The 14,804-nt window shown below is 72.3% G+C and carries 16 protein-coding genes; 7 read left to right on the top strand and 9 right to left on the bottom strand.

Going from position 1 to position 14,804, the window contains the following annotated elements:
• The first annotated feature begins 37 nt into the window (after positions 1–37).
• Positions 38–2,014 (top strand): ABC transporter ATP-binding protein, encoded by a 1,977-nt coding sequence (locus O7614_RS23540; RefSeq protein WP_278142350.1) that lies wholly within the window; start codon positions 38–40, stop codon positions 2,012–2,014.
• A gap of 4 nt (positions 2,015–2,018) precedes the next feature.
• On the opposite strand, the gene O7614_RS23535 is transcribed toward O7614_RS23540, so the two are convergent.
• The 8 genes from O7614_RS23535 to O7614_RS23500 all read right to left on the bottom strand — a co-directional run bounded on the left by O7614_RS23535 (position 2,019) and on the right by O7614_RS23500 (position 7,436).
• The gene (locus O7614_RS23535) at positions 2,019–2,312 is read right to left on the bottom strand and encodes a hypothetical protein (protein WP_278140641.1); all 294 of its coding nucleotides are present in this window, start codon (positions 2,310–2,312) and stop codon (positions 2,019–2,021) included.
• Positions 2,313–2,483: 171 nt separating this feature from the next.
• Positions 2,484–3,122 carry an SAM-dependent methyltransferase gene (locus O7614_RS23530; RefSeq protein WP_278140640.1) on the bottom strand — a complete coding sequence of 213 codons (639 nt, stop codon included), beginning with the start codon at positions 3,120–3,122 and terminating at the stop codon, positions 2,484–2,486.
• 70 nt (positions 3,123–3,192) lie between these two features.
• A complete protein-coding gene (gene mug, locus O7614_RS23525; protein WP_278140639.1) occupies positions 3,193–3,777 on the bottom strand; it encodes a G/U mismatch-specific DNA glycosylase in 585 nt (194 codons plus the stop codon).
• Positions 3,774–4,535 (bottom strand): SDR family oxidoreductase, encoded by a 762-nt coding sequence (locus tag O7614_RS23520; RefSeq protein ID WP_278140638.1) that lies wholly within the window; start codon positions 4,533–4,535, stop codon positions 3,774–3,776. The genes mug and O7614_RS23520 overlap by 4 nt, the downstream gene beginning before the upstream one ends.
• Positions 4,520–5,044 carry a hypothetical protein gene (locus O7614_RS23515; protein ID WP_278140637.1) on the bottom strand — a complete coding sequence of 175 codons (525 nt, stop codon included), beginning with the start codon at positions 5,042–5,044 and terminating at the stop codon, positions 4,520–4,522. Before O7614_RS23515 ends, O7614_RS23520 begins: the two co-directional genes overlap by 16 nt.
• Positions 5,041–5,859 (bottom strand): DUF692 domain-containing protein, encoded by an 819-nt coding sequence (locus O7614_RS23510; RefSeq protein WP_278140636.1) that lies wholly within the window; start codon positions 5,857–5,859, stop codon positions 5,041–5,043. Before O7614_RS23510 ends, O7614_RS23515 begins: the two co-directional genes overlap by 4 nt.
• Positions 5,856–6,782: a TIGR04222 domain-containing membrane protein gene (locus O7614_RS23505; protein WP_278140635.1), complete on the bottom strand. Its 927-nt coding sequence runs from the start codon at positions 6,780–6,782 to the stop codon at positions 5,856–5,858. Before O7614_RS23505 ends, O7614_RS23510 begins: the two co-directional genes overlap by 4 nt.
• Positions 6,783–6,863: 81 nt before the next feature.
• Entirely contained in the window at positions 6,864–7,436 is a 573-nt protein-coding gene (locus tag O7614_RS23500; RefSeq protein WP_030337284.1) for a TetR/AcrR family transcriptional regulator, read from the bottom strand.
• 77 nt (positions 7,437–7,513) lie between these two features.
• Here O7614_RS23500 and O7614_RS23495 point away from each other — a divergent pair, with 77 nt between their 5' ends.
• From O7614_RS23495 to O7614_RS23485, 3 genes are all read left to right on the top strand, one after another.
• Positions 7,514–8,374, top strand: a complete 861-nt coding sequence (locus tag O7614_RS23495; RefSeq protein ID WP_278140634.1) for a carbon-nitrogen hydrolase family protein — start codon at positions 7,514–7,516, stop codon at positions 8,372–8,374.
• Between the two features lie 65 nt (positions 8,375–8,439).
• On the top strand, positions 8,440–9,084 hold the full coding sequence (locus O7614_RS23490; protein ID WP_278140633.1) for an HAD family hydrolase: 645 nt from the start codon (positions 8,440–8,442) through the stop codon (positions 9,082–9,084).
• A gap of 182 nt (positions 9,085–9,266) precedes the next feature.
• Positions 9,267–10,199 (top strand): RIO1 family regulatory kinase/ATPase, encoded by a 933-nt coding sequence (locus tag O7614_RS23485; RefSeq protein ID WP_278140632.1) that lies wholly within the window; start codon positions 9,267–9,269, stop codon positions 10,197–10,199.
• Positions 10,200–10,242: 43 nt separating this feature from the next.
• Here the strand turns inward: O7614_RS23485 and O7614_RS23480 are convergent, their stop codons facing one another.
• A complete protein-coding gene (locus O7614_RS23480; RefSeq protein ID WP_278140631.1) occupies positions 10,243–10,491 on the bottom strand; it encodes a DUF2630 family protein in 249 nt (82 codons plus the stop codon).
• A gap of 493 nt (positions 10,492–10,984) precedes the next feature.
• Here O7614_RS23480 and O7614_RS23475 point away from each other — a divergent pair, with 493 nt between their 5' ends.
• From O7614_RS23475 to O7614_RS23465, 3 genes are read left to right on the top strand one after another with little or no spacing between them, the layout of a single operon-like run.
• Positions 10,985–12,262 carry a cytochrome P450 gene (locus O7614_RS23475; RefSeq protein WP_278142349.1) on the top strand — a complete coding sequence of 426 codons (1,278 nt, stop codon included), beginning with the start codon at positions 10,985–10,987 and terminating at the stop codon, positions 12,260–12,262.
• On the top strand, positions 12,259–13,170 hold the full coding sequence (locus O7614_RS23470) for a terpene synthase (protein ID WP_278140630.1): 912 nt from the start codon (positions 12,259–12,261) through the stop codon (positions 13,168–13,170). Before O7614_RS23475 ends, O7614_RS23470 begins: the two co-directional genes overlap by 4 nt.
• A complete protein-coding gene (locus O7614_RS23465) occupies positions 13,167–14,783 on the top strand; it encodes a prenyltransferase/squalene oxidase repeat-containing protein (protein ID WP_278140629.1) in 1,617 nt (538 codons plus the stop codon). The genes O7614_RS23470 and O7614_RS23465 overlap by 4 nt, the downstream gene beginning before the upstream one ends.
• Positions 14,784–14,804 lie beyond the last annotated feature (21 nt).

Here is a 14,804-nt window from a genome sequence, read left to right as displayed (position 1 = left end):
CTGCCCGACGACCCGGAGGTGAGCGATGTCCAACCCGATGTCCGGCGGTGGCATGGCCGGGTGGAGCATGCTCCGGTCGATGCGCAACCGCGACGACGTCTCCGCCCACCGGCTCAAGCGGGGGGTGGCCCGGCGCATCGTGGCCTTCGCCCGGCCCTACCGGCGTGACATCGTCGTCTTCCTGGCCACCGTGGTGCTGGCCGCGATCATCGGTGTGGCCACCCCGGTGCTCGCTGGCGACGTGATCAACGAGATCAACCGGGGCGGCACCGAGGCGGGCCGGCAGGTGGTCCGCCTGGCCCTGTTCATCGCCGGGCTGGCGGTCGCCGACGCGCTGCTGTCGCTGGCCCAACGGTGGTATTCCGCCCGGATCGGCGAGGGCATCATCTTCAACCTGCGCACCCGGGTCTACGACCACGTGCAGCGGATGCCGTTGCAGTTCTTCACCCGTACCCAGACCGGCGCCCTGGTCAGCCGGCTCAACAACGACGTGCTCGGCGCCCAGCGGGCGTTCACCTCCACCCTGTCCGGTGTGGTCAGCAACGTCATCCAACTGGTGCTCACCGCGGCGGTGATGTTCACCCTCTCCTGGCAGATCACCGCGCTCTCGCTGGTGCTGCTGCCGATCTTCATCATTCCGGCGCGCCGGGTCGGTCGACGGCTGGCGGACATCACCCGGGAGGCGTACAACCTCGACGCCAAGATGAACGCGACCATGACCGAGCGGTTCGGGGTGGCCGGCGCGTTGCTGGTCAAACTCTTCGGTCAGCCCGAGATCGAGGCCCGCCGGTTCGGAGACCGGGCCGAACGGGTCCGCGACATCGGCATCCAGTCCGCGATGTACTCCCGCACGTTCTTCGTGGCGATGCTGCTGGTGGCCTCGCTGGCGCAGGCGCTCACCTACGGCCTCGGCGGCTGGCTCGCGGTCACCGGCGGCGTCAGCGCGGGCACCGTCGTGACGCTCGCGTTGCTGCTCACCCGCCTGTACGGTCCGCTCACCGCGCTCTCCAACGTCCGGGTGGACGTGATGAGTGCCCTGGTCTCGTTCGACCGGGTCTTCGAGGTGCTCGACCTCAAGCCGGGCATCGTGGAGAAGCCCGACGCGGTGCCGGTGCCCCGGGGCGCCGGCCGGGTCGACTTCCGCGACGTGCGATTCCGCTACCCGAGCGCTTCCGAGGTCTCCCTCGCCTCGCTGGAAGAGGTCGCCACGCTCGACCGCACCGTCAACGAGCCGGTGCTCAAGGGTGTCTCGTTCAGCGTGCAGCCGGGCCAGATGGTCGCGCTGGTCGGCCCGTCCGGGGCCGGCAAGTCGACCCTGTCGATGCTCATCTCCCGGATCTACGACGTCAGCGACGGGCAGGTGCTGGTCGGTGGGGTGGACGTACGCGACGCGACGCTGGCGTCCCTGCGCGACGAGATCGGTGTGGTCACCCAGGATTCGCACCTGTTCCACGAGACGATCGCCGAGAACCTGCGCTACGCCAAGCCGGACGCCACCGACGACGAGATCTGGGCGGCGCTGGCCGGGGCGCAGGTGGCCGATCTGGTCCGGGCGCTGCCCGACGGTCTGGACACCACCGTCGGGGAGCGCGGCTACCGGTTCTCCGGCGGCGAGAAGCAGCGCATCGCGATCGCCCGGCTGCTGCTCAAGGCGCCGTCGATCGTGATCCTCGACGAGGCGACCGCCCACCTGGATTCGGAGAGCGAGGCGGCGGTGCAGCGGGCGTTGGCGGTGGCGCTGACCGGCCGGACCGCCCTGGTGATCGCGCACCGGCTCTCCACCGTGCGCGACGCCGACCAGATCCTGGTCCTGGACGATGGGCGGATCGTCGAGCGGGGGCGGCACGACGAGCTGGTGGCGGTCGGCGGGCTCTACGCCGAGCTGTACCGGACCCAGTTCGCGGTCGCCGACTCGCCCACCCCGTTCGTCGACGCGACCGGCCCCGAGCCGGTCGTCATGCCGTTGGGCACGTACCGCGCCGACGAGGTGCTGCCGCCCGCTGCGGCGAATTGACCCGTTAGTTCGGGCTGTCGGCAAGCCGGTCGGATCGAGTGTCGTCCGAGGTCGATCGGCCTGCTGGGGCTTCCGGCGGCTGTCTGGTCCAACCGATGAACCGGGGGTGCAGCGCGCCGACTGGCGCCCAGGGCATCTCCTCGGCGGGCTGGACGAGGTAGGAGCCGAGGTAGAGGGCCAGCGACACCGGCGTGTCGGCGTACTCCGCACGTAGCTCCCGCCTGCGGGTCGGGCAGGGCCAGGGCAGGTCGCAGCCGCCGCAGCTCCAGATCAGCAGGACCGGGCTGTGGGTGCTCATCGCACACCCACGCCGCCCGATAACCCCTCCCACGTGGTCGGCTCCCTGCGTCCTGGCAGGCGCACCCCGACCTCTCGCCGGTCCGCCTCAGGCACGGCAGCAGGCCAGCGCTCGGGCGCCACCCTCGACGTCGGATCGCGGAGCGGCATCGACTAACCCAGCGCATTCTCGTCACTTCAGGAAAGTAAAGATCTTTCCCCTGGCACTCAGGGGCTGCGGCGTGCCTCCAAACAGGTGGACGCCGACGGAAAATCGCGTGTCGTCCGGAGCGTGGAACGCCGCCTCCACGAAGCCAATGTTCGAAAGCCATCCCCGCACGGCTGGCGTCAGGTCCGGTGCCCGTCGCGTCCTGGTCCAGATCACCATGGCACCCGCCGCGCACAGCTGGGGTAGGGCAGCGATCGTTCGCCGTATGTCGGCGTCCGAGGTATTGCCGAAGACTCCGACCATAAGCACCAGATCGGCCGGAACTGCCCCGATGTATGAAGAGAGCTGACCCGCGTCGGACTGTTTGATGACGAGATTGGGGAGCCCGGCCTGATCGGCGGCGGCTTGTGCGGCGGAGACGTTGCCCGTGTCGTACTCAAGCAGGGTGCCGTGTATTCGATGAGCGTCAGGCCGTGCGGCAAGGACCCCGATGAGGTCATGGCCCTGCCCCGCGCACGCGCTCACCACAGTCAGCCGTTCGCCTGAACGCTGATCAAGCCACCAGGCGATGTGCTGTTGCACCAGCCGCAGTCGACGCGACAAGGGGGACGTTGCATCGGCGTAGGGTTCGTGCCACGCCTGCCAGTGAGTTTGGGCGGTCATCCGGATCACCTTGCCAGCGAATCCACCGCTGTTGAGCGGAACTTCCCTGCCCGGAGCGGTGACGACAGCCTCAGGCCGGGCGGCGGTCCGGCAGACCCGTGGACATCCGCAGCTCGGCGAACGCGGCGCCCAGGGTGACCGGGGTGAAGTGCGCGTTCAGGCCGCTCGGGTTGGGCAGCACCCACAGCCGAGCGCCGGCCAGCAACTCCGGTTGCGGGCCGAAGGCGGCCTTCGGCCGCTGAAAACCGATCCGGTACGCGGTCACCCCCACCACCGCCACCCAGTGCGGCCGGTACCGGCTCACCTTGTCGGTCAGGATCGCCGCCCCGTCGAGCAGTTCGTCGCTGCTCAGCTCGTCCGCGCGGGCGCTGGCCCGGGCGGCCATGTTGGTGATGCCGAGGCCGAGGGCGGGCAGCTCGCCCTGCTCGCTGGGGTGCAGCAGCCGAGGGGTGAACCCGCCCAGGTGCAGCGCCGGCCAGAACCGGTTGCCCGGGCGGGCGAAGTGCCAGCCGGTGGCGGCCGACCAGAGACCGGGGTTGATCCCGACGAAGAGCACCGACAACCGTGGCGCGAGCACGTCCTCGATGGTCCGGTCGGTGGCGGCGGCCAGGTCCGCCCTGGTCGGTCGGGGGTGCGTGGCCGGGTCGGGGGTCACAGCCCGCGTAGCGCGCCGCCGTCGACCGGGAGGGTGATTCCGGTGAGGTAGCTCGCGGCGGGGGAGAGCACGAACGCGGCCACCCGACCGAACTCGGCCGGGTCGCCGAGCCGGCGCAGCGGGATGTTGGCCTCCGCCTCGGCGCGGGCGCGATCCGGGTCGCCGGTCGCGGCGAAGAGTTGCCGATTGCGGTCGGTCATGATCCGGCCGGGTAGCAGGCCGACCACGCGTACCCCGCGTGGGCCGTAGTCGTCGGCGATGTCCTTGGCTGCCCCGACCAGGCCGGGCCGCAGCCCGTTGGAGATGCCGAGACCGGGCACCGGGCCACGCGCCGAGGTGGAGAGCACCAGCCCGATCGCGCCGCCCTCGGGCAGCGCGTTGGCGACCGTGCGCACCGCGCGGATGGTGCCCAGGAAGACGGTCTCGAAGGAGAGTCGCCACTGCTCGTCGGTGATCGCCGCGGCGTTGCCCGCCGGCGGGCCGCCGACCGAGATCAACGCGCCGTCGAGCCGACCGAAGTGCTCCCGGGCTGCCTCGACGAGTTGCTCCGGGGTCTCCGGGTCGGTCAGGTCGGCGGTCAGCCCGACGGCGTGCTCCGGGCCACCCAGCTGCTCTGCGGCGGCGGCCACCGCGTCCGGGTCCCGTGCCGAGAGCACCACCCGTGCACCGTCTGCGACCAGGCTCTGCGCGGTCGCGTAACCCAGACCGCGGGAGGCGCCGGTGAGGACGTACACGCGGTCGGTCAGTCCGAGATCCATAACTCCGATCCTGCCGCATCCGGTACGGCGTCGCCAGCACGGGTGGACACCCGCGGGGCGGGGCGCAGCAGACGTACCCGGCCGGCGACCTGCACCGCCACGGCCCCGCCGGCGCGGCCCACCGCCGGCATCCGGCGTGGACGTGGCGCTCGCCGGCCGTCGTAGCGCAGGCGCGCCTCCCGAACGGCCAGTTCCTCGGCGGCGGCCGGGGGCAGCGCCCCCTTGTCGTGTAGCGCGCGGGCCAGGTCCCAACCGTCGCGCACCGACCCGGCGGTGGGCCGCCGGGCGGCCCAGCCGGCGAACGTCGCCGACCATCCCGGGCCGAGGCCGGCGGCGAGGAGCGGCCAGTGCCGGGCCACGTCGCCGGCCCGTTTGCGCAGCAGGGCGGTGCGGGTGGCGGCCAGCGGGCCCGGGGCGAACCCCGCCGGCGGCGGACCTCCGGCGACCAGCGCCGCGACCAGCTCGGCCTGCCGCTCGGCGAGCCCCGCACGAGGCGCGGTGCCCGTCATGTGACGGCCGGAAAGCCGGCGGTGCTGGCCAGGGCGTCCAGTTCGGAGCGGAGTACGGCCGCCGGCGGGTAGTGGCCGTCCCGTTCCAGCAGCAGCGCTGGCGGTCGCTGCCGGGCGCAGAGCGCTCCGACCAGTTCCAGCACCGCCGCCGGCACCGGATCGGTGTGGGTGTCGTGGTAGAAGCCGCCGTGTTCGGCGCCGCCGGCCACGTGGACGTACGCGATCCGCTCCAGCGGCAGACGGTCCAGCAACGCGAGCGGGTCGCCGCCCCGGTTGTGGGCGTTGGCGTGCACGTTGGCGACGTCGAGCAGCAGCAGGGCCCCGGTCCGGTCCAGGATCTCGGTGAGGAAGTCCGCCTCGTCCAACTCGTCGTCGGGCCACTCGAGCAACGCGGCGATCGGTTCCAGCGCGATCGGCACCGGCAGCTCGGCCTGGGCCCGGGCCACGTTGGCGCAGACCGCGTCGACCGCCTCCCGGTTGCGCGGCAGCGGGAGCAGGTGCCCGGCCTCCAGGCCGCCGGCCCGGACGAACGCGATGTGCTCGCTGACCAGCGGGGCGTCCAGGGCTTGCGCCACCGCGGCCAGGTGGGCGACCCGGGCCGGGTCGACCGGCTCGGCGCCGCCGAGGGACAGCCGCACCCCGTGGGGTACGACGGTCACCGCGCGTTCGCGTAGCTGTGCCAAGCCCGGCGGGAGCGGCCCGGATGCGGGCACCGCCTCGGCCACCACCTCGACGAACCGAAGGCCGGGCAGGTCGGCCACGAAGCCGGCGATCTCCGGACGCCAACCGATGCCGATCCCGGACGGCCCGGTCATCCGCCGCACCCTCCGCCTCCGCCGCAGCCGCCTCCGCCGCCGCAGGAGCTGCCGCCGTCCGAACCGGAGCTGTCGCCCCCACCCGAGGATCCGTCGGAGCCTCCCGTCCAGCCGCTGCCCGAGGCGGCCTGGCGCTGGATCTCGGCCTGCTCGGCGAAGCCGGGGTCGAGCGCCCAGAGCGAGGCGGTGCCGTACAGCGCCACGCCCATCGCCGCGCCGGCCGCTCCGTAGGTCGCGTAGGCCGGGGCGGAGGCCGGGGCGAGGTGCGTGTGCTCGCGGCGTACCCCGCGCAACGCGGACCGACCGGCCCGGGTGAGCACCGGCGGCCGGCGCAGCACCAGCGTGACGATCAGAAGCGTGGCCAGAATGAGCAACAGGTAGCCGACCGGGTGACCGCTGAACAGGCCGGAGACCAGCCGGAGCACGCCGAGGCCCAGCAGGGCGATCAGGAGTGTGGTCCAGAAGCGGGCACGCGCGCGTTGCGTGTCGTCGGTCAGCAGGCCCCGCTGCTCCAGGCCGTCGCGGATCTGGTGCAGCGCGACGCGTACGCGCTCGTCCTGCGGCAGGTCCCCGACCCGGGCGTGCTGGTGCGCGGCCCAGTGGATGGCCTGGTCGAGTGGGGTCAGCCCGGTCGGTGCGGCCCCGATGGTGGTCAGTCGGCGGTCCGGCCGTACACCGATCGCGCCGCTGCCGCGCAGTCCGCCGAGTGCGGCGTGTACGGCGAGTCGGGGTCCACCGTTGAGGTACGCGACCTGCTGTGGCCCGAGGGGACCGACGGTCATGGCCGCGTTCGACCCGGCCGCCAGACGGACCCGGTGGTACACCGCGACGGCCACCACCACGGCCGTCGCCAGCAGGTAGAACCGGAGGAAGGTCGGGCCGGGGATGCCCCAGGTGTCGCGGGACGCGGCGTGGACGATCATCGGCTGCTCCTGTCACCGGAGGGATCGGCGGCCCCATTGTGGAGCAGCCACGCCACGGTCGACCGACCGGTGCCCGCGCGGTCAGTGGCGGCGGACCGCCTCCTCGACCAGGTCGAGCACCGGGCCCAGGTCACCGGCCGGCCGCCCCATGGCCAGGTGCAGCACGAGGCCGTCGTAGGCCAGCTCCAGGAACTGGGCCAGCACGTCGATCGGGACGTCCTCGCGCAGCACCCCGGCGTCGCGTTGGCGGGCCAGCCGGTCGCGGGTCGCCTCGGCGATAGCGGCGGACCGCTCCGCCCACCGCTTGGCGAACGCCGGGTCGGTGCGCAGGCGGCGGGAGACCTCCAGTTGGCTGCCCAGCCAGCCGGTGGTGTCCGGGGAGACGGCGCGGGCGAGCAGGTCACGCATCACCTGCACCAGACCGTTGCGGGCCACCGTCTCGACCATGGCCGCGGCGTCGTCCTCGGCGACGGCCAGGAAGAGCGAGTCCTTGTCGCGGAAGTGGTGGAAGATGGCGCCACGGGACAGGCCGGTGGCCTCCTCGAGGCGGCGGACGGTCGCCCCCTCGTAGCCGAGCCGGGCGAAACACGCCCGGGCGGCGGCAAGGATCTCCTGCCGGCGCGCGTCGAGCTGGTCCTGACTTACTCTGGGCACGCGTCGATCGTTGCAGGTCACCCCCGGTCACGCAAACCGTACGTACGGCTTGGGAGCTTGTCGACTACCATCGCCCGGTGACCTCGCCGCCCACCGTCCCCACCGCCCCGCTGACCGTGGCCACCGTCCAGGCCACGCCGATGCCGGGTGACGTCGCCGGCAACGCGATCGCCGCTGCCGACCTGGTCCGCCGGGCCGGGGAGCGGGGTGCCCGGGTGGCCGTGCTGCCCGAGCTGTTCCTCTGCGCGTACCACCCGCCGACCCTTGCCGCCGACCCGGCCGGCACGGACGTCGCGGCCGATCCGGCCGGGCTGGTCGCGGATGCCCGGCTCGACCCGCTGCGGGCCGCGACGCGCGAGGCCGGTGTCACCGCGCTGGTCGGCGCCGCCGCCCGGCACCCGGACGGCCGGCGGACCATCGCCGCGCTCGTGGTGGACCGGGCCGGCGAGGTGCGGGTCGGGTACGACAAGCAGCAACTGTGGGGCGACGAACGCGAGTTGTTCAGCGCCGGCGGTCGGGGTGCCACGCTGCTCGTCGACGGCTGGCGGCTCGGGCTCGGCATCTGCTACGACGGCTGTTTCCCCGAGCACGGGCGGGCCGCCGCGTTGGACGGCGCGCACGCCTACCTGTGCCCCAGTGGATACCTGGCCGGCTCCGAGCACCGCCGGGACCTCTACTACGCGGCGCGGGCCCTGGACAACACGATGTTCGTGGTCTTCGCCAACGCGGTCGGCGGCGTCGACCCGTGGCGGTTCAACGGTGGCGCCGCGATCTACGACCCGCAGGGACGGGTGCTGGCCCGGGCCGCCGACGGGGGCACGGCGGTGCTCGTGGCGACGCTGGATCCCACAGTGCTCGCGGCCACCCGGGCGGCTCATTCGATGCTCGCCGATCGACTGCCGGACCAGGGCGGCGCCCGGGTGTCGATGTCCGGCTGAGCACGTCGTGAGGTCGAAACCCGCAGGCTCTGTTGGCGGACACGTCGGTCCCGTAGGGTGCCCGAGTGCCACTGCTCCTGCTGGACCTGGACAACACCCTGCTGGATCGGGCCGGGCCGTTCCGCCGCTGGGGTGAGCGCTTCCTGGATGGCATCGGCGCGCCCCACACCGACATCGACTGGCTGGTCTCGATCGACGCCGACGGTCTGACCGACCGTTGGGATCTCGCCGACGCCATTCGGGACCGCTACGAGCTGCGCATTCCCTCGATCGACCTGGTGGAGGAGCTGCACGACGGGGTGGTGGCGCAGACCCGGCTCGACCCGCTGACCGCCTGCGCGCTGCGGATCGCCGACGACGCCGGTTGGGTGCCGGTGGTGGTCTGCAACGGCACGGTACGCGTGGAGGACGCCAAGATCCGTCAGACCGGCCTGGACCGGTACGTCGCGGACTGGGTGATCTCCGAGGAGGCCGGTGTCAGCAAGCCCAACCCGCGGATCTTCGCGCTCGCCGCCCAGCGGGTCCGGATGCCGCTGCGCGGCGCCTGGGTGGTCGGCGACAGCCCGGAGGCGGACATCGGTGGCGCCGCCGCGGTCGGGCTGCCCAGTGTCTGGCTGCACCGGGGGCGCACCTGGTCGGACGTCCGGTTCGCGCCGAGCCGCACAGTGGACGGGCTGATCGCCGCGGTCGCCACCGTGCTCGCCCGCTGAGGAGTCCTCCCCGCCGGGCGGCGGGGTAATTCGGTTGACCGGCTGCCGCGTGGTCGCGAGCATTGTCGGCGCATCGTGCATCCCGGGCGTTGGCCCGGTCGAGGAGAGGGGGTCGGTCATGGCCGTCTTCGCAGGTCGCTTCCAGCCGCCTACTCAGCCTCGACCAAGGGAACCTCACCACAGTGCGCGATCACGACCTTCCGGCGCTTGAGCGCAGGAGCCGCGGCAAGAGCCGCTTCGACGACGACGAACCACAATTCCTGAAGCGTGGGCGGCCCACCGAGCCGCCCGCGGACCCGGACGGCGAACCTGACCCGGACACCGGCGACCGCTGGTCGTCCTGGGACGACGCCGTGCACGGTCCGGAGCCCCACCCAGCCTGGCTGGTCACCGAGTTGGCCGCCCGCGACACCGAACTGGGTGTGCTGAAGACCGGCAAGGAAGCGGACGTCCACCTGGTCCGTCGGGCGGTGCCCGACACCGACCGGTCCTGCCTGCTGGCGGTCAAACGCTACCGCGACCCCGAGCACCGGTTGTTCCACCGCGACGCCGGTTACCTGGAGGGACGTCGCGTACGCCGATCCCGGGAGAACCGGGCGATGGCCGGCCGCACGGCGTTCGGCCGGCAGATGATCGCCGGGCAGTGGGCGGCGGCGGAGTTCGCCGCGCTGGCCCGGCTCTGGGAGATCGGTGCCGGGCACGACCGGATCGCCGTGCCGTACCCGGTGCAGCTACGGGGCACCGAGCTGATGCTGGAGTTCGTCGGCGACGCCGAGTCGGGGCAGGCCGCTCCCCGGCTGGCCCAGCTGCGACCCGCCCCGGCCGAGCTGCGTGACCTGTGGGCACAGCTGGTGGAGGCGCTGCGGGTGCTGGCCCGGGCCGGCTACGCGCACGGCGACCTGTCGCCGTACAACCTGCTCGTGCATCGGGGGCGGCTGGTCGTGATCGACCTGCCGCAGGTGGTCGACGTGGTGGCCAACCCGCAGGGTCCGGAGTTCCTGGCCCGGGACGTGCGGGTGGTCGGCGCCTGGTTCGCGGCCCGGGGTCTGCCCACCGAGCAGGCCGATCCCGCCACCCTGACCGGGGAGTTGCTGCGCGAGGCCGGGGTCCGCTGATCGGAGCGGGTCGGGCGGTAGGACCGCCCGACCCACCCCACCGTCACTGCAGGTAGCGCTCCACCTCGGGCTTGGGGCGTTCGCCCTGGGCGTCCGGGTCGCCGTGGGTGTCCCGGGCGGCCCGGCGGCGGCGCAGCAGGTCCCAGCACTGGTCGAGGGACTCCTCCAGAGCGCGCAGTCGCTCGCTGGCCTCGCCCTCGGTGCCCGACTCGTGGGCCTGGGCCTGGGCACGTAGCTTGTGTTCCTCGTCTACCAGTTCGGAGATCCGGTTCAGGATGGTCTTGTCGTCCATGACAAGAGCCTGGCACAGGGTGCCGGGTGTCGCCCGGATTCTGTCGTTCCGCCGGGTCGGCGTGCAGAGCGCGGGTGACGCGGGACGCGGCCCCCGGGAGAATCGCGACTCCCGCGACGGGCCCGCCCCGGCTGGCCGATAGTGATGTTCATCACTATCGAGGTTCAAGGATGCCAACTGGTGGTCGCGGGGCACTGCCACCTGCGGGATCTGTGGTAGTCGAACCTCGTGTCGTGCCGATCCTGCGGAGACGTAATCCTTGCGCGTGAAAATTTCACGTAACTCGTCTAGAGGCAGGCGACGAATCGGTGGCATGCTCCACGAACACCCAACTCCGCGGAGTCGTTCGGCAACGCCAAGTATCCACAAGGGAGAGTCGGTTCCCGTGGTAGCACCTCACACAGTGCCGGTTCAGCCACGACGAGCGCGCTCCATTCCGCTGCGCCACGTGGTTCCCAACCTGTTCCGCGATCCGGCCCGCACCCTGGTGGAGATGGGCGAGCGGTCGCAGGGCGAGGTGGTGAAGCTCAGTCTGGGTGCGTTCCGGCCCTACCTGGTCACCCGGCCGGAGCACCTGCAGCGGGTTCTGCGCGAGAAGGCCGACAACTACGTCCGCGCCGGCGACGGCCTCCAGTGGCGTCCGCTGAAGCGACTGTTCGGTGACGGCATCCTCAGTGACGGCGACTACTGGAGGAACAGCCGTCACGTACTCCAGCCGCTGTTCACCGCTCGACGCGTCGACTCGCTGGTGGACCAGCTGGCCGAGGCGATCGAGGAAGCGGTCGACGACCTGGACGAGCCGGCCCGCGCCGGCCGGCCCGTCGACATGGGCACCGTGCAGGCACAGGTCGTCTGCTCGGCGATCATGCGGGTCTTCTTCGCCGACAAGATCTCGGTGCCGCAAGCGATGCGCATCATGAAGGCGCAGGACGCGATCGCCTGGTCGGTGATGCCCCGGCTGATGGTGCCGTGGGCGCCGTTGGCCATGCCGATGCCGGGCGACCGGGCGTTTCGTCAGGCCGTACGACTCATCGACGACACCCTGCTCCCGATCGTCCGAGCCGCCCGGAAGACGGCCGAGACCGACGGCGACGACATCATCGCCACGCTGTGGCGGGGCCGCACGGAGTCAGGTGGCCAGCTCGGCGAGCGGCAGGTCCGTGACGACACCGTCTCCATGGTCGCCACCACCACCGAGACCACGATCAGCGTACTGACCTGGCTCTGGCCGCACATCGCCCAGGATGAGCAGATCGCCGAGCGACTGTACGAGGAGATCGACCGGGTGGTCGGCGACGCGCCGGTACGACGCGAGCACCTACGCGAGCTGCGCTACACCCGGCAGGTGCTCGACGAACTGCTGCGGCTCTATCCGATCGGCTGGCTCTTCCCACGCCGCGCGGTGGAAGCCGACGTGATCGGCGGCGTCCGCATCGAGGCCGGCGCAACCCTCGTGGTCAGCCCGCTGATCACCCACCGGATGTCCGCGTTCTGGGACCGGCCCGAGGTCTTCGACCCGGACCGCTTCGACCCCGAGCAGGTCCGCGACCGGCACCGGTACGCGCACTTCCCGTTCGGCGGCGGCCCGCACCAGTGCATCGGCATGCACCTGTTCTATCTGGAGGCGATGCTGATCGTGGCCACCGTGCTGAGCCGCTTCCGGTTCCGCCTGGAGCGGCAAGCTCTGCCCGGTATCAAGGTGGCAGCCGCGCTACGGCCCCTTGAGCGTGTCGAGGTGACCCTGCGGCCGGTACGGAGTGTCTCCGCATGAGCTCCGGGCTCGCGTCGCTGCCGGCGCGCAGTGGCGACCAGATGGCGCTGGCCGCCGAGCAGGGGCGGATCTGTGCCCTCGCCGCGAAGGGCCAACGTGACCTGGCCGAACGTGCTGCGGCGTACCCCGATCTCTTTCCGCCGCGACCGTTCGACCCGGCGCTGTTCGGCAACGTGGCGATGGCGATCGCGTTCGGGGCGCCCTGGGCGGACCTCGACCAGTTGCGGGTCATGAACCGGGCCGTGCTCTGGGGCTTCGCGGTCGACTGGCTCGTCGACCACGAGGCGCGTACCCGTGGGGAGATCGACCGGTTGACGGAGAGCTGTCTCGCGGTGGCCGGCGGCGGGCGACCGGCGGCGGACGACTCTCTCGGCCGCTTTCTCGCCGAGTTGCACGACGAGCTGGCCGCCGTGCCGGCGTACGCGACCCACGGGGTGGTGTGGCGCAACGAGTTGCGAACGATGCTCGACGCGATGGCGCGGGAGTGGGACTGGAAGCAGACCGCCGATACCGGGGTGCTGCCCACCCTTGACGAGTACCTGGCCAATGCGCCGAACCTGGCCTGCACGGTGGTCAACGTCGTGCACTGGATCCACTCCGACGATCCCGCGACGCTGGCCCACCTCGACGCGCTCGTCGCGGCCAGCGACCAGGTGCAGCGGATCCTCCGACTCGTCAACGACCTGGCCAGCTACGAACGCGACAAGCGGTGGGGTGACCTCAACGCGTTGATGTTGGTGTCGGAGCGGGCCGACGTCGAACGCCGGATCAGCGAGCTGGTGGCGTACGCCCGCGAGCTGCTCGACCGGCTGCGACCGACCTGCCCGGTGCAGGCCGACTACCTCGCCCGCCAGGTCGGCTTCAGCACGGGCTTCTACCGGTCGACCGACTTCTGGGGGGTGCTGTGACCACCGCACCAGCGGCCGACACCCGGGACGAGTCGGAGGTCGCGGCATCGGCCCGGGAGTTGCTCGCCGCGATGGTGTTCGAGCCGGCGGGCCGGGTCACGCCGTCGGTGTACGAGACCGGCAGGGTCGTCGCCGACGTGCCGTGGCTCGCCGGGCACGACCGGCGGCTGCGGTATCTGCTGGACGCCCAGCGCCCCGACGGCGGTTGGGGTGGCGCGGGCGGTTACGCCGTGGTGCCGACCCTGAGCGCCGTGGAAGCACTGCTCGGCACTCTGCGCGGCACCCATGCCCCCGCCCCGTCCGGCCTGGCCGTCGCCGCCAGCCGCGGGTTGGGTGTGCTCGTCGGCTGGCTCTCCGGGGGCGTGCCGCTCCCGGACACACCGGCGGCCGACCTCATCGTGCCGGCCCTGGTGGAACGGATCAACGACCATCTCACCGCCTTCGCCGTACGCGACGATCGGAGGTTCGCCGACGGGGTCCGTGCCCTGCCCGGCGTGGACCGACGGCGGCTGAACGCGGTACACGCGCTGGTGGGCAGCGGACGTCCGGTGCCGCAGAAGCTGCTGCACGCCTTCGAGGTGCTCGGGCCGGTCGCGCGCGGGCACGCCGGCGTCTCCCCGGTCGCCGGGGCGGTCGGTGCCTCGCCCGCGGCCACGGCCGCCTGGATCGGCGACCCGGCGACACCCGGCGCCGACCCGGAGGCCCTGGCCTACCTGCGGGCGGCCGTCGGCCCTCTCCGCGGGCCGGTTCCCTGTTGTACGCCGATCACGGCGTTCGAGCGGGCCTGGGCGCTGAGCAGTCTGGCCCGAGCGGGTGTGTCGGTCCGGCCTGCGCCGAAGCTCGTCGCCGAGTTGACCGCCGCACTCGGGCCGCAGGGCACGTCGACCGGGCCAGGGTTACCGGCCGACGCGGACACCACCTCGGTCACGCTCTACGCTCTCGCCCGCCTCGGTCACCCGGCGGACCCGGCGAGCCTGCTCCACTTCGACGTCGGCAGCCACTTCTGCACCTGGCAGGGTGAGGACGGGCGGTCGGTCACCACGAACGCGCACGTGCTGGAGGCGCTCGGCTGGCATGCCCGGCACACGTCGGCGGCTGCGAGCCGCTACGGCGGCCGTCTGGCGGCGCTCGCCGGATGGCTGAGTGACGAGCAGCAGCCCGACGGCTCCTGGGCGGACCGTTGGCACGCGTCGCCGTACTACGCCACCTCGTGCGTCGTGATAGCCCTCGACCGGTACGCACCGGCCGGCGCCGGTGGAGCGGCGGTGGACCGTGCCGTCGACTGGTTGGTCGCCACCCAGCGGGCGGACGGGGCCTGGGGACGCTGGGCGGGCACTGCGGAGGAGACGGCGTACGCCCTGCACGTGCTGCTGGGGGTGCGCCGACCGGCGCGACCGGGCGCGGCGGAGGCGATCGGTCGTGGGCTACGCGCTCTGACCGAACTGGACGGTCAGGGCGAATATCCTCCACTGTGGCATGACAAAGATCTCTATACGCCGGTGCTGATCGTCCGTGCGGCCGTACTCGCGGCCCGGCAGTTGGCAATGACCAGATCCGACCTGGTCAGCGACCTGGAACGGGCCCCGCTCCGGCCCCGCGGGGTGGTCTCATGATCAGCATCGCTTGAGTGCAGC

Source organism: Micromonospora sp. WMMD961, assembly GCF_029626145.1.
Taxonomy (GTDB): Bacteria; Actinomycetota; Actinomycetes; order Mycobacteriales; family Micromonosporaceae; genus Micromonospora.
This window is presented reverse-complemented; position numbering and strand designations above follow the sequence as displayed.

Coding starts and splice junctions, on each gene's coding strand:
- O7614_RS23475 (WP_278142349.1), top strand. CDS start 10,985: ATGGGCGAGCGGTCGCAGGGCGAGGTGGTGAAGCTCAGTCTGGGTGCG.
- O7614_RS23505 (WP_278140635.1), bottom strand. CDS start 6,782: ATGATCGTCCACGCCGCGTCCCGCGACACCTGGGGCATCCCCGGCCCG.
- O7614_RS23530 (WP_278140640.1), bottom strand. CDS start 3,122: ATGACCGCCCAAACTCACTGGCAGGCGTGGCACGAACCCTACGCCGAT.
- O7614_RS23470 (WP_278140630.1), top strand. CDS start 12,259: ATGAGCTCCGGGCTCGCGTCGCTGCCGGCGCGCAGTGGCGACCAGATG.
- O7614_RS23535 (WP_278140641.1), bottom strand. CDS start 2,312: ATGAGCACCCACAGCCCGGTCCTGCTGATCTGGAGCTGCGGCGGCTGC.
- O7614_RS23520 (WP_278140638.1), bottom strand. CDS start 4,535: ATGGATCTCGGACTGACCGACCGCGTGTACGTCCTCACCGGCGCCTCC.
- O7614_RS23540 (WP_278142350.1), top strand. CDS start 38: ATGTCCGGCGGTGGCATGGCCGGGTGGAGCATGCTCCGGTCGATGCGC.
- O7614_RS23510 (WP_278140636.1), bottom strand. CDS start 5,859: ATGACCGGGCCGTCCGGGATCGGCATCGGTTGGCGTCCGGAGATCGCC.
- O7614_RS23480 (WP_278140631.1), bottom strand. CDS start 10,491: ATGGACGACAAGACCATCCTGAACCGGATCTCCGAACTGGTAGACGAG.
- O7614_RS23515 (WP_278140637.1), bottom strand. CDS start 5,044: ATGACGGGCACCGCGCCTCGTGCGGGGCTCGCCGAGCGGCAGGCCGAG.